Source organism: Bradyrhizobium sp. WBOS07 (assembly GCF_024585165.1).
In the GTDB taxonomy this organism is placed as follows: Bacteria; Pseudomonadota; Alphaproteobacteria; order Rhizobiales; family Xanthobacteraceae; genus Bradyrhizobium; species Bradyrhizobium japonicum_B.
Window position 1 is genome coordinate 6,138,755 of the sequence record NZ_CP029008.1, and the last position, 12,062, is coordinate 6,150,816.

At 65.3% G+C, this 12,062-nt stretch carries 13 protein-coding genes; 4 read left to right on the forward strand and 9 right to left on the reverse strand.

Annotated features, from left to right (window positions below; all coding sequences use genetic code 11):
* Window positions 1-76: 76 nt before the first annotated feature.
* From folK to DCM79_RS29125, 5 genes are all read right to left on the reverse strand, one after another.
* A complete protein-coding gene (gene folK, locus DCM79_RS29105; protein ID WP_257177505.1) occupies window positions 77-568 on the reverse strand; it encodes a 2-amino-4-hydroxy-6-hydroxymethyldihydropteridine diphosphokinase in 492 nt (163 codons plus the stop codon).
* 1 nt (window position 569) lies between these two features.
* A complete protein-coding gene (gene folB, locus DCM79_RS29110; protein WP_257177506.1) occupies window positions 570-938 on the reverse strand; it encodes a dihydroneopterin aldolase in 369 nt (122 codons plus the stop codon).
* A complete protein-coding gene (folP, locus tag DCM79_RS29115; RefSeq protein WP_257177507.1) occupies window positions 935-1,795 on the reverse strand; it encodes a dihydropteroate synthase in 861 nt (286 codons plus the stop codon). The genes folB and folP overlap by 4 nt, the downstream gene beginning before the upstream one ends.
* A gap of 234 nt (window positions 1,796-2,029) precedes the next feature.
* Window positions 2,030-2,437 carry a DUF4332 domain-containing protein gene (locus tag DCM79_RS29120; RefSeq protein ID WP_028135381.1) on the reverse strand — a complete coding sequence of 136 codons (408 nt, stop codon included), beginning with the start codon at window positions 2,435-2,437 and terminating at the stop codon, window positions 2,030-2,032.
* A gap of 26 nt (window positions 2,438-2,463) precedes the next feature.
* Entirely contained in the window at window positions 2,464-2,829 is a 366-nt protein-coding gene (locus DCM79_RS29125) for a DUF2267 domain-containing protein (protein ID WP_257177508.1), read from the reverse strand.
* Between the two features lie 350 nt (window positions 2,830-3,179).
* On the opposite strand from DCM79_RS29125, the gene DCM79_RS29130 reads away from it, so the two are divergent.
* Both DCM79_RS29130 and DCM79_RS29135 read left to right on the forward strand, forming a co-directional pair.
* Entirely contained in the window at window positions 3,180-4,799 is a 1,620-nt protein-coding gene (locus DCM79_RS29130) for a DUF853 domain-containing protein (protein WP_257177509.1), read from the forward strand.
* A 117-nt stretch (window positions 4,800-4,916) separates the two neighbouring features.
* The gene (locus tag DCM79_RS29135) at window positions 4,917-6,311 is read left to right on the forward strand and encodes a M20/M25/M40 family metallo-hydrolase (protein ID WP_028135384.1); all 1,395 of its coding nucleotides are present in this window, start codon (window positions 4,917-4,919) and stop codon (window positions 6,309-6,311) included.
* A gap of 344 nt (window positions 6,312-6,655) precedes the next feature.
* On the opposite strand, the gene DCM79_RS29140 is transcribed toward DCM79_RS29135, so the two are convergent.
* Together DCM79_RS29140 and DCM79_RS29145 are read right to left on the reverse strand one after the other, a co-directional pair.
* Entirely contained in the window at window positions 6,656-7,435 is a 780-nt protein-coding gene (locus tag DCM79_RS29140; protein WP_257177510.1) for a class II aldolase/adducin family protein, read from the reverse strand.
* 159 nt (window positions 7,436-7,594) lie between these two features.
* A complete protein-coding gene (locus tag DCM79_RS29145) occupies window positions 7,595-9,244 on the reverse strand; it encodes a glycosyltransferase family 39 protein (protein WP_257177511.1) in 1,650 nt (549 codons plus the stop codon).
* A gap of 310 nt (window positions 9,245-9,554) precedes the next feature.
* Between DCM79_RS29145 and DCM79_RS29150 the strand changes: the two genes are divergently transcribed.
* Both DCM79_RS29150 and DCM79_RS29155 read left to right on the forward strand, forming a co-directional pair.
* Window positions 9,555-10,418: a DUF308 domain-containing protein gene (locus DCM79_RS29150; RefSeq protein ID WP_257177512.1), complete on the forward strand. Its 864-nt coding sequence runs from the start codon at window positions 9,555-9,557 to the stop codon at window positions 10,416-10,418.
* A 128-nt stretch (window positions 10,419-10,546) separates the two neighbouring features.
* Window positions 10,547-10,966 (forward strand): MucR family transcriptional regulator, encoded by a 420-nt coding sequence (locus tag DCM79_RS29155; protein ID WP_257177513.1) that lies wholly within the window; start codon window positions 10,547-10,549, stop codon window positions 10,964-10,966.
* Window positions 10,967-11,077: 111 nt separating this feature from the next.
* Here DCM79_RS29155 and DCM79_RS29160 read toward each other — a convergent pair whose 3' ends face one another.
* Window positions 11,078-11,506, reverse strand: coding sequence for a SufE family protein (locus tag DCM79_RS29160; RefSeq protein WP_028135389.1), 429 nt, complete (start codon window positions 11,504-11,506; stop codon window positions 11,078-11,080).
* A gap of 67 nt (window positions 11,507-11,573) precedes the next feature.
* Window positions 11,574-12,017 (reverse strand): DUF5330 domain-containing protein, encoded by a 444-nt coding sequence (locus tag DCM79_RS29165; protein ID WP_257177514.1) that lies wholly within the window; start codon window positions 12,015-12,017, stop codon window positions 11,574-11,576.
* Between the last annotated feature and the right edge of the window lie 45 nt (window positions 12,018-12,062).

Consider the following 12,062-nt stretch of genomic DNA (forward strand, 5'->3'; position numbering starts at 1 on the left):
GAGGGGCTCCCGAACGTATCGTTATTCGCAGGCGAAATTGCCACGGCGGACCGTCCCTGCAAACGGTTGTTTTTGGTTAACCGGTATCCGGAAGCCGCTCAATGCCTTGCGTCGAGACGCTGGCGAGCCCGTCGCGCACACGAATGCCCGAGATCACGCGCTCGGGTGCGATTTCGGCCAGCGGCACCAGCACGAAAGCGCGCTCGAACAGACGCGGATGCGGCAAGGTCAGGTCAGGCTTCTGCAAGGACAATTCGTCATAGGCGATCATGTCGAGATCGAGCGTGCGCGGGCCCCAGCGCCGATCCTTCTGCCGCGTGCGGCCGAACTTCTGCTCGACTTTCTGCAGCACGAACAGAAGGGCGTGCGGATCGAGGCCGGTCTCGATCTCAATGCAGGCATTGATGAAGGGGGCCTGGTCCTCGTCGCCCCAGGGCGGCGTGGCATAGTCCGAGGAGCGCGCGATCAATGCGCCTTGCACCATGCCGCAGATATGGGTGATCGCCTTGCGGAACGTCGCGCGGACATCGCCGACATTGCCGCCGAGCGCGATCAGCACGCTCGCCATCTCAGGGATGCCGCGAGCGCGTCAGCACAATGCCGACGTCGTCGAAGATCGCGGCGATCGGCGCATGCGGCTTGTGCACGGTGACCTTCACGGCGCGGATGCGCGGGAAGTGCGACAGGATGGCGTCGGCCACCGCGCCCGCGGCGCGCTCGAGCAGCTTGTAATTGGTGTTCTTGAACGCCGCCGTCGTCGTCGCCACGACCTCGGCGTAGGACACCGTATCGGCGAGCCGGTCGGTGCGCGAAGGCTCCGACAGGTCGGTATGGAGTTCGAGGTCGATGACGAAGCGCTGGCCGACCTCGGTCTCGTGATCCATCACGCCGTGGCGGGCGTGGATCGACAGGCCGGTGACGAAGATCGTGTCGGTCATTGCTTGCCCTCGATTGCGTTCGCCACAAGCAGCGCCTGCAAGGTCTCGGCGACGTCATGGGTGCGGATGATCCTGGCGCCGCGCTGCGCGGCGATCAGATGCGCGGCGATCGAGCCGGCGAGCCGCCCCGATGGCTCGGACGGCGATACGGAAGAGATGAAGCGCTTGCGCGAGGCGCCGACCAGGATCGGCAGGCCGAACATCTCGAACTCGCGTAGGCGCCCCAGCGCAGTCATGCTCTGCTCGGCGGTCTTGCCGAAGCCGATGCCGGGATCGAGCACGATCCTGTCGCGCGCGATGCCGGCCTTTGCGGCGATGTCGAGCGAGCGCAGGAAAAACGTCTTCATGTCCGTGATGATGTCGATGGCGGGATCGGCATCGTCGCGGTTGTGCATGACGATGACGGGGACGCCTCTTGCCGCCACCAGCGGGGCCATGGCGGGGTCGCGCTGCAGGCCCCAGACGTCGTTGGCGATCGCCGCGCCCTGGTCGAGCGCGAAAGCCACCACCTCCGCCTTCATGCTGTCGATCGAGACCGGCACGCCGAGGGCTACGACGCCAGCCAGCACCGGTTTCAGCCGCGCAAGCTCGTCGTCCGCGCTGACGGGCTTGGCGCCCTTGTAGGGCCGGGTGGACTCGGCCCCGATATCGATGATGTCGACGCCGGCCTCGATCATCGCCCGCGCCCGTGCCAGCGCCAATTCCGGCGCGATGAACTCGCCGCCGTCGGAGAAGGAGTCCGGGGTGACGTTGAGCACGCCCATCACCGCCGGGATCGGCCGTTCCAGCAGCGTCCGCAGCACATCTGGCCCGGCCGAGCCGGCCGGCGGGACGGATGGGGAGGGCGAGGCATTCATGGCGCCCGCTTTAGCGGGCGGGGAGGGGGAGTCAAGACCAACCCCTCGCTGTCATTGCCCGCGAAAGCGGGCAATCCAGTATTCCAGAGGCCGTGCCGTGATACGGAGAGGCTGCGGCGTACTGGATACTCCGCTTTTGCGGAGTATGACCGCGGAGTCTGAGCAGGCATTATTGCCCCTTGGGCAAATGGATGCCGAGAGCCGCTCGGCTCGCCTTATCCTGAGACGTCCGCGCTAATACGTGATCTTCGGCTGCAGCTTCTTTGCCTTGGCGATGATGTCGCCGACCGACTTCTCTGAGGGCAGGATTCGCAGCAGCTTCTTCTTCTCGTTGGCATCGCGCATGCTCTGGGCGAGCCTTGCCGGATTCCTGTAGGCGAGCTCGCGCACGGTGGTGACGCCGGCGGCGCGGACCAGGCCGACCTTGGCCCGGCCCATACCGGGGATGCGCATGTAGTCGGACACGTTGGCCCATTCCAGCAGCAGCTGCTCGCTGATGCCGGTCTTGGCGGAAAGCGCCTTGCGGCCCTTCACCGTGCCGGCCGCCTCGAGCAGCGCATCGGTGGTGCGGATGCCCTGCGCCTTCAGCTTGTTGGCGGCAAAGGCCGACAGGCCCTCAATCTCGGAGATCGGATATGTCATGATACTCGATATGAAATGCCGAAGCTTCAGGCGAACTGGCTGAGGCCCGGCGTCCCCGCAACGATCCTGCCCATCTGATCCGCTCCGATTTTGTCTCGACCGTAGCGGAAAAGTTCACGGGCGACGTTTTGAATCTCGGACATGCCGAGCCCCAGGCCCATCAGGCGCGTGCCGACCGCCATCAAGCCGCCGCCCATCAGCCGCGACAGCCCGCCGCCGCTCCTGGATGCCTCGATCGCGGCTTCCGCTCCGGGAATCTGATCGATCAGGGCCTGTACGCTATCGGGAGGACCCTCGCTGCGGAGGAAGCCCAGGATGATGCCGACGGTCTTTTCAGCCACAGCACTATCTATGCTGGCGCTTGTCGCCAGCCGCCCGATCAGTTCGTCCATAAGGTCCGCCCCTCAGCCGGTTTCATGCCGGAGTATTTCTTTCGAGAATGATCTTGAGCCGGTGTGATGTGAAATTCAAGCGATGAACGCGGGCGTCGGAGCGATTCATCTTCCAAGGAGCGAAAAGTGTTGCAGCGGTGCAAGAGCGGAGATGGAATCGGCGAAAAATTGCCGCGTTGCGAACGGCCTGCTCCTACTTTCGGCTGATGTCGTCCGTCTGTTTCCGGCGCTGTCGCGTGCTTCGAGCGCGTTGAATGGTTTTAATCGGCGCGCGACATGCGTTAAACTACGGAACTGGTGCATTCGAGTTTCGACACGTGAAACCTGCCAAGAAGAGATCAGAGAGAAGAATGACCGCACAGGACAGCAAGCTCGGCGATACCGACGACAAGATCTTCGTCGGCAAGGGAGACGAGCAGGCCTGGCTGACGCTGGCGCTCGCCAATCGCCACGGCCTCGTCACCGGTGCAACCGGAACTGGCAAGACCGTGACGCTCCAGGTGATGGCGGAAGGATTTGCGCGCGCCGGTGTTCCGGTCTTCGCCGCCGACATCAAGGGCGACCTCTCCGGCATCTCGGAGGTCGGCGTGCCCGCGGACTTCATCCTCAAGCGCGCCTCCGCAATGGGGCTGAATTTCCAGCCCGACCAGTTCTCGACGGTGTTCTGGGACGTGTTCGGCGAGCAGGGTCATCCGGTGCGCGCGACCGTCACCGAGATGGGGCCGCTTCTGCTGGCGCGCATGCTCGATCTGAACGACGTGCAGGAAGGCGTGCTCAACGTCGCCTTCCGTGTCGCCGACGACGCCGGGCTCACCCTCGTCGACATGAAGGATCTGCGCGCGCTGCTCGACGCCATCGTGCCCAATGGCGGGAAGAAAGCGGCGGACGCGGAGGAGGATCCGCTCGCCGTCATCCGCAAGGCCGCGCAGGGGTTCGGCAACGTCACCAAGGCCACCGTCGGCACCATCCAGCGCCAGCTCCTGGTGCTGGAGAACCAGGGCGGCACCAAATTCTTCGGCGAGCCGGCGCTGGCATTGGAAGATTTCATGAAGACCGACCGCGACGGCCGCGGCATGGTCAATATCCTGGTTGCCGACAAGCTGCTGCAGAACCCCAGGCTCTATGCGACCTTCCTGCTCTGGATGTTGTCGGAGCTGTTCGAAGAGCTGCCCGAGGCCGGCGATCTGCCCAAGCCGAAGCTGGTGTTCTTCTTCGACGAGGCGCATCTGTTGTTCAATGACGCGCCCAAGGCGCTGCTCGACAAGATCGAGCAGGTGGTCCGCCTGATCCGCTCCAAGGGCGTCGGCGTCTACTTCGTGACGCAGAACCCGATCGACGTTCCGGACCGCGTGCTCGGACAGCTGGGCAACCGGGTGCAGCACGCGCTGCGCGCCTTCACCCCGCGCGACCAGAAGGCGGTCGCGGCTGCGGCCCAGACCTTCCGGCCCAACCCGAAGCTCGACACGGCCAAGGTGATCACGGAGCTCGGCAAGGGCGAGGCGCTGGTGTCCTTCCTCGAGGGCAATGGCACGCCGGCCATGGTCGAGCGGGTGATGATCCGTCCGCCGTCGGCCCGCATCGGATCGATCACGCCCGACGAGCGCAAGGCGATCATGGCTGCGAGCCCGGTGAAGGGCAAATACGACACCGCCGTCGACGAAGAATCCGCCTACGAGATGATCCAGAAGCGCATTGCCGGCACGGCGGCGACGGCCGACGGTCCGGCTGACGGAAGCGGCGGCATTCTCGGCCAGATCGGCTCGATCGTCGGCACCGTGTTCGGCACCAACGTCAAGCGCGGCCGGCTGTCGACCGGCCAGGTCATCGCGCGCGATGTGACGCGATCGGTCACCAACCAGGTGATCGGGGGCATGGCGGCCAATATCGGCAAATCGCTCGGCGGCCAGCTCGGCGGCTCGATCGGCCGCACGCTGGTCCGCGGCGCGCTCGGCGGATTGCTGCGGCGCTAAAGCGCATCCTTCCAGAGGCGCGCCTTCGGCGGGGTTGCGATGTCGTGACGTGGCTGGCACCGCCGCGGCGGCAGCGCTAAAAGCGCATCTCGACACCCGGCAATCAGGAACACGATCATGGCCAATGCGCAGCTTCAATCCGTGCTCGACCACATCGACAAGGATTTCGACAATAGCCTGGAGCGTCTGTTCGCGCTGCTCCGGATCAAGTCGATCTCCGCGGATCCGGCCTTTGCCGGGGATTGCAAGGCGGCGGCGGACCATCTCGCCAAGGACATTGCGAGCCTCGGTGTTGCCACCGAGGTGAGGCCGACCGCGGGCCATCCCGCCATCGTCGGCAAGACCGGGGCCGGCGGGCGGCCGCATGTGATCTTCTACGGTCATTACGACGTGCAGCCGGTCGATCCGCTCGATCTCTGGCACCGCCCGCCGTTCGAGCCCGTGGTGACCGACCACGCCGACGGCCGCAAGATCATCGTCGCGCGCGGCGCCGAGGACGACAAGGGGCAGGTGATGACCTTCGTGGAAGCCTGCCGCGCCTGGAAAAAGGTGACGGGCTCGCTGCCGATCGACGTCACCTTCCTGATCGAGGGCGAGGAGGAGGTCGGCTCGAAGAATTTCGTGCCCTTCATCGAGGCCAACAAGGATGAGTTCAAGGCCGATTACGTGCTGGTCTGCGACACCGGCATGTGGGACCGCAACACCCCGGCGATCACGACCTCGCTGCGCGGCCTGCTCTATGAAGAGCTGAAGATCACCGCCGCCAATCGCGACCTGCATTCCGGCGTGTTCGGCGGCAGCGCGATGAACCCGATCCGGGTGCTCACGAAAATCCTGGGCGGCCTGTTCGACGACGACAACCGCATCACCATTCCCGGCTTCTATGACGGGGTGAAGGATCTGCCGCCCGACATCCTCGCGCAATGGAAGAAGCTCAACCTGACGCCCGAGATGTTTCTGAAGCCGATCGGCCTGTCGATCCCTGCCGGCGAGAAGGGGCGCCTGCTGATCGAGCAGGCCTCGTCGCGCCCGACCTGCGACGTCAACGGCATCTGGGGCGGCTATATCGGCGAGGGCTCCAAGACGGTGATCCCCTCGCATGCCTCCGCCAAGGTCTCGTTCCGCCTGGTCGAAGGACAGGACCCCCAGAAGATCCGCAAAGCCTTCCGCGATTACGTCACCGCACGGCTCCCGGGCGACTGCAAGGTCGAGTTCGGCGACCATTCCGCCGCGCCCGCCGTCGCCCTCGACTGGAACATGAAGCCGCTCGCCGCCGCCAGCAAGGCGCTCACGGAAGAATGGGGCAAGGAGACCGTGCTGATGGGCTCCGGCGCCTCGATTCCGATCGTCGCCGACTTCAAGCGCACGCTCGGCCTCGACTCGCTGCTGGTCGGCTTCGGCCTCGACGACGACAACATCCACTCCCCGAACGAGAAGTACGACCTGCGGAGCTTCCAGAAAGGCATCCGCTCCTGGGCCCGCATCCTGGCGGCGCTGGCGGAGGTGAAATAGGCGCGGCTGCCGTGGTGCCGTAGGGTGGGCAAAGGCGCAAAGCGCCGTGCCCACCATCTCTCAATGATTGCGAAAGAACGTGGGCACGCTTCGCTTTGCCCACCATACGAGACCCCGTCATTGCGAGCGTAGCGAAGCAAAGCAATCCAGAATCCTTCCGCGGAAACAGTCTGGATTGCTTCATCGCATCAGCGCAAAATCGCTATGCAATTTTGTCGCGAGCTCCTCGCAATGAAGGCGGCGTGTGTCCCCAAACAAAAACGCCGCCCGGGATTGGGCGGCGTTTCATTCCAGAACGTGCAGAGGTAGTTCGGTAAAAAGACTACCTCAAACTCTTGAAAATCTCAAGACCGGTAGCCCGGAAGCTCGCGGTCGAGCTTGCGCAGCAGCGGCGGCCACACCAGGTTGGTGGCGCGCAGCTCGGCGCGATCGCGGTTGGCGAGCAGCTCGGCGTTCTTCTCGATCGCGATCTGCTCGATCGGATAGACCGGGGTGCCGAGCGCGCGGGTGCGCACCTGCATCGAGCAGGCGCGCTCGAGGTGGTACATGCGCTCGAAGGCGGAGGCGACCGAGCGGCCGACCGTCAGCGTGCCGTGATTGCGCAGCAGCATGTGGTTGTGGTCGCCGAGATCCTTCTGCAGCCGCGGCCGCTCGTCGTGGTCCAGTGCGATGCCTTCGTAGTCGTGATAGGCGAGGTCGTGGGTGACGAGCTGAGCGGTCTGGTTCAGCGGCAGCAGGCCTTCTGCGCTGCTCGACACCGCGGTGCCGTCGAGCGTGTGGAGGTGCAGCACGCAGATCGCGTCCTCACGCACCTCGTGGATCGCCGAATGAATGGTGAAGCCCGCCGGGTTGATGCTGTATTCGCTCTCGGAGAGCTGGTTGCCGTGCAAATCGACCTTGACGAGGCTCGACGCCGTGATCTCCTCGAACATCAGTCCGTAGGGGTTGATGAGGAAGTGATGCTCGGGGCCGGGCACGCGCGCAGAGATGTGGGTGTCGACCAGATCGTCCCAGCCGTACAGCGCGACCAGGCGATAGCAGGCGGCGAGATTGACCCGTTGCTGCCACTCGGCCTCCGTCATATCAGACGGCACTTCCTTCAGGCGCGCTTCAGCTGGCGACATGGCTTATCTCTCCGAACATCGTTGTTGCGGGGAGGGAGCGTAGACTTGCAAATAGCTGGCAGCAAGGCGCGTCGGAAGCGCGGCAGTCAAGCGTCACCCGCATGCTTGTCCGCGGGTAGCTCGAAGAGCGAAGGCGGAAGCGCTACGGGAGAACATCATTTACGGCGCCGGGATCGACAGCAGGCTGGAGATGCTGCGGCCGCGGATGTCGTAGACACGGGCGAACACCACGTCGTCGCGCTTGATCTCGACCATCACCGGCGCGGTCAGGCCCTTGCAGTAGAACTCGCTGAGCGTCATGGCGAAATCGGCCGCGTTGGAATCCCAGCCGATGGTGAAGTCGGGGCCGAGGGCGACCTGCGCCGGGCGCTGCGGACCGCACACCGCGACCTTCCATTTGCGGTTCGCCGGCGGCACCTCCTGGCGCTCGACGATCTGCTCGCGCAATCCGTCGGAGGCCTGCTTCAGCGCGAGGCCCCAATAGTCCAGCATGAAGCGATTGTCGGCGCCGCGCACGGTGCCGGCGATGTGGTTGAAGTGCGTGTATTGATAGGGATGCAGCCGGATCATCTCGGCGAGCGGCAACGCGAGGCCGAAGCAGAAGGTGGCGAGCACGACGGGCTGCCAGGTGCGGTGATTGGCACGCAGGCGCTCCATCGCCCGGGCGAAAGCGACGCCGCCGAGCACCGCCATCGGCGGAATCACGAACACGAAATGGCGGATGCCGTTGTACAGCGCCGGCCGCTTCACCATCGCGATCGCAAGCGGCAAGGTCGCAGCCAGCGTCAGCATCAGCATGATGGTCTTGCGCCGCGCCGGCACTTTGTCTCGCGCCAGCATGGCGAAGGTGCCGAACACCGCGCCGGCCATCAGCACCAGCATCACTTCGGGCAGCTGCAGCGCGAACAGCGTCGGCAGATAGGACCACGGCATGTCGGGCACAGACACGATCGCGCCGTCGAACATCTCCTTCCACGGCTTCTCGAAGAAGTGCGAGAAGTAGGTCAGCGCCTGGAAGGGATTGCCGGGTTCCATGATCGACCACGGCCAGAGCAAGCCCATCAGGAGATAGCCGAACGCGAGGCCGGGCAGCAGCACATAAACGACATGGGCGAAGCGGCGCGCCGACTCGCGCAGGCCTTGGCTGCGCAGTTCCTCCAGGAACAGCGGGATGAAGCCGAGCATGGCGTAGACCAGGGCGAGCCCGCCGAGAACGCGGCAGCCGAGCGCAAGACCGGCGCCGAGCCCGACGATCAGGATCGTGCGCGGCGAGGGCTGCGGATATTCCTCGGCGAGCCGGACGAGGCCCAGCATCAGGATGATCATGGCCACCGCGAAGGGCGCATCCTTCGGGTTCATGAACATGTGGCCGTAGAAGATCGGGCACAGCGCGAGCAGCAGGAGCGCGGCAAGACCGGCGAGCGGGCCGCCGATGCGGCGGCCGAGCCGCCAGGTCACGGCGAGCCCGATCACGCCGACGATGGCGCCGACCAGGCGCCGCGTCTCGAACAATTCGAGCGGAATGATCTTGTGCAGGAGGGCCGCGACCATGTCGAAGCCGCCGCCATACATGTAGAGATTGGCGAAGGAGAGCGCCGCATTGTCCTTGAAGCCGGAACCGAACATGCGCAGCAACAGGTCGGCATATTCAGCGTGGGTGTAATCGTCCCAGCCGAGGCCATAGTCGCGGAAGGTCAGGCCTGCAACGACGGCGACCACGGCCAGCACCAGCATGGCGAGATCGTCGCAAGTCCGTTCGACCGAGCGCCGTTGAGGCGTGTCGATCGCCGACGTCGTGATGGATGTCATGGCTATTGGCGCCCCGGAATCCCCTCTTGGCCCTGCTGGTGCGCGCGGGCCTCAACCCCGGTTTCCCTATAGCGCAGTTCCATTACCAAGTAATTGGGCATTATGGCTAAATTCCTGATGCGCCGCAGCAATTCCCGATTTCAGAGCAGCCTAGCAGTAGCGAGCCCTGTCTGAAGGGAATGTGAATAAGCCCCTGATTTCCTTCCCATTAGGAACGCGGGCTGCAATTGGCCGTTGGCGCGGAACGGCGTATGACGATATCGTGGCGTGACGGGTCGCGTGTGGATGTGTGCGGCCGGGGGTGAGTTCGATGACCTTGGCATTGTTGATCGCGGGGATTTTCGCCGTCGTGGCGGGCCTCCTTTCGATCCTGTTCGGCTTCTCCGTGAGGGAGTTCAGCCTCGGCAGTCCCCTCATAATCGCGGGAACGATCGCCGTCTGCTCCGGACTGTTACTGGCGGGCCTCTATCTCGTGGTCGCGGAGCTGCGGGGCATCGCTCGCCGGCTGGCCGGTGCGCCGTCCGAAGTGCGGGTCAGGCCCGTGCTGCCGGGCCTCGCCGCATCAGGCGCCGTTGCGCCCGAGCCGATGCCTGCCTCGGCGGCCAGGACCGAGCCGGCGCCACCGCCGCCGCCGCCCGCAGGCCCGCCGCCGTGGCAGAGCGAAGCTTCCGCGCGCGAGCGTCCGCGCCCCGAGACAGCGCCGGAGCCGGAAGCTCCGACGCCGCCCGCGACTCCCGAAGCGCCACGCCGACGCAACCTGTTGTTCGCCTCGACCTCGCGCAAGGAGCGCGAGCGTGCGGAGGCGAAGACGACCGAGGGCGCGCCGCCGCCTCTCGACGCGCCCGCAGCGCCCGCGGCGCAGGACGCTCCGCCTGCCAGCTTCGACGACGCTTGGCCGAAGCCGGAGCGCATGCGCCCACCGGAGCCGCCTGCAGGTTCGCGCCGGCCGCCGCCGCGCCCGCCCTCCGCGGAAGCCGCTCCGCCGCCGCCGCCCGCACCTGAGCCGGCGGCCGCGCCCGAGCAGCCGCCCGTAACCGTGCTCAAGTCCGGAATCGTCGACGGCATGGCCTATTCGCTCTATTCCGACGGCTCGATCGAAGCGCAGATGCCCGAGGGCATGATGCGCTTTGCCTCCATCGACGAACTCCGTTCCCATCTCGACCAGCGCGGCTGAGCAGAAGTGAGCGCCGCCGTTGTTGTGGCCTCGTCGGTCGTCGACTTGTTTCGGCCGAACGGCTTGTTGACAGGCAATGGTCCGGCGTCGTCTATCCCGTAAGGCGCAAGGTGGAGAGAGGCGGGCCGATGTCGGACGCTGGGACGAAGAATTTCATCGAGCTGACGGCGAGCATCGTGTCGGCCTATCTCAGCAACAATCCGACGCCGGCAGCAGATATTCCGAATTTGATCAGCCAGGTGCACGGCGCCCTGGTGCGGGTGTCGTCCGGCCGCACCGAGACTGCGCCGCTCGAGCCGGCCAAGCCGGCGGTCTCGCTGAAGAAGTCGGTCGCGCCCGATTATCTGGTCTGCCTGGAAGACGGCAAGCGCTTCAAATCGCTGAAGCGCCATCTGCGCACCCAGTACAACATGACGCCGGAGCAATACCGCGAGAAATGGGGCCTGCCGGCCGACTACCCCATGGTCGCGCCGAACTACGCGGTGGCGCGCTCGCAACTCGCCAAGCAGATGGGCCTGGGACAGCAGCAGCGGAAGAAGGGGAAGTAGCGGCGCAGCTCTCGTAGGGTGGGCAAAGGCGCAAAGCGCCGTGCCCACGAGTCGTCTCCAATCGCATTCAGAACGTGGGCACGCTACGCTTTGCCCACCCTACGAAGAATGCTACGTCGCTTCGGCGAGTGCCTCTCTCGCGTCGGTCTTGATGCGCTCGACCATCGAGCGCAGGCCGTTGGAGCGCTGCGGCGTCAGATGATCGCGAAAGCCGAACTCGTCGAACACGGCGATGGCGTCGGTGTCCAGAATCTGCTGCGGCGTGCGGCCCGAATAGAGCGAGAGCACGATCGCGACCAGCCCGCGCACGATATGCGCGTCGCTGTCGCCGCGATACCTCAGGATCGGCGCGCCATGGCTGCGGTCGACCAGCTTCTGCAGCCAGACCTGGCTGACGCAGCCGTTCACCTTGTTCTCGGCGGAGTGCTCGGCCTCCGGCATCGGTTCCAGGGTCCGGCCGAGCTCGATGACGTACCGGTAGCGGTCGTCCCACTCGTCCAGAAGCTCGAAATTGTCCCTGATTTCGTCGATCGTCGTCATGCTGGCCCATGTTCCCGCGTCCCGCCAATATAGGGATGCGAGGCGCCGAAATCGATAGGGTTTGGCGCTAATTCGCCGCTTGAGGGCCGCGCCATTCCAGCGCGAGGTCGTCCTGGCTCAGGGTGTCGCGCGGCGCTTCGCTCGAGACGGCATCGCCTTCGCCGGCCATCGCGATCGAGCCGGTATGGTCGGGCGCCTTCTTGTCGGTCTTGTCGATCTTCTCGTTCTTGTCGTGGCCGATCTGCTCTTTCTTGTCGTTGATGATCTGGTAGATCTTGCGGGCGCCGTCCTGGGCGCGCTGGCCGATGATGGTCGCGGCCTGTCCGCCGACCTCGCAGGCCGCCGGCTGGCGCTTGCAGAACTGGGTCATGTCGGAGACGGCCGCGGTCGCAGCCTGAACCGCGTCGGCAGCGCCGATCTGCGGCAGCTTGTCCGATTCGGGCGTCTTGTCCCGCGGCAGGAGCACCAGCACCAGCCCGAGCCAGAATGTGATGCGGAGCAGAAAACGCATCTTGTCGACCTGTATGGCAGATCCCGTCCGCGGCGATGGTCCGCG

Coding starts and splice junctions, on each gene's coding strand:
- DCM79_RS29150 (WP_257177512.1), top strand. CDS start 9,555: ATGACCTTGGCATTGTTGATCGCGGGGATTTTCGCCGTCGTGGCGGGC.
- DCM79_RS29160 (WP_028135389.1), bottom strand. CDS start 11,506: ATGACGACGATCGACGAAATCAGGGACAATTTCGAGCTTCTGGACGAG.
- DCM79_RS29145 (WP_257177511.1), bottom strand. CDS start 9,244: ATGACATCCATCACGACGTCGGCGATCGACACGCCTCAACGGCGCTCG.
- folP (WP_257177507.1), bottom strand. CDS start 1,795: ATGAATGCCTCGCCCTCCCCATCCGTCCCGCCGGCCGGCTCGGCCGGG.
- DCM79_RS29155 (WP_257177513.1), top strand. CDS start 10,547: ATGTCGGACGCTGGGACGAAGAATTTCATCGAGCTGACGGCGAGCATC.
- DCM79_RS29140 (WP_257177510.1), bottom strand. CDS start 7,435: ATGTCGCCAGCTGAAGCGCGCCTGAAGGAAGTGCCGTCTGATATGACG.
- DCM79_RS29125 (WP_257177508.1), bottom strand. CDS start 2,829: ATGGACGAACTGATCGGGCGGCTGGCGACAAGCGCCAGCATAGATAGT.
- DCM79_RS29130 (WP_257177509.1), top strand. CDS start 3,180: ATGACCGCACAGGACAGCAAGCTCGGCGATACCGACGACAAGATCTTC.
- DCM79_RS29165 (WP_257177514.1), bottom strand. CDS start 12,017: ATGCGTTTTCTGCTCCGCATCACATTCTGGCTCGGGCTGGTGCTGGTG.
- folK (WP_257177505.1), bottom strand. CDS start 568: ATGGCGAGCGTGCTGATCGCGCTCGGCGGCAATGTCGGCGATGTCCGC.
- DCM79_RS29135 (WP_028135384.1), top strand. CDS start 4,917: ATGGCCAATGCGCAGCTTCAATCCGTGCTCGACCACATCGACAAGGAT.
- DCM79_RS29120 (WP_028135381.1), bottom strand. CDS start 2,437: ATGACATATCCGATCTCCGAGATTGAGGGCCTGTCGGCCTTTGCCGCC.
- folB (WP_257177506.1), bottom strand. CDS start 938: ATGACCGACACGATCTTCGTCACCGGCCTGTCGATCCACGCCCGCCAC.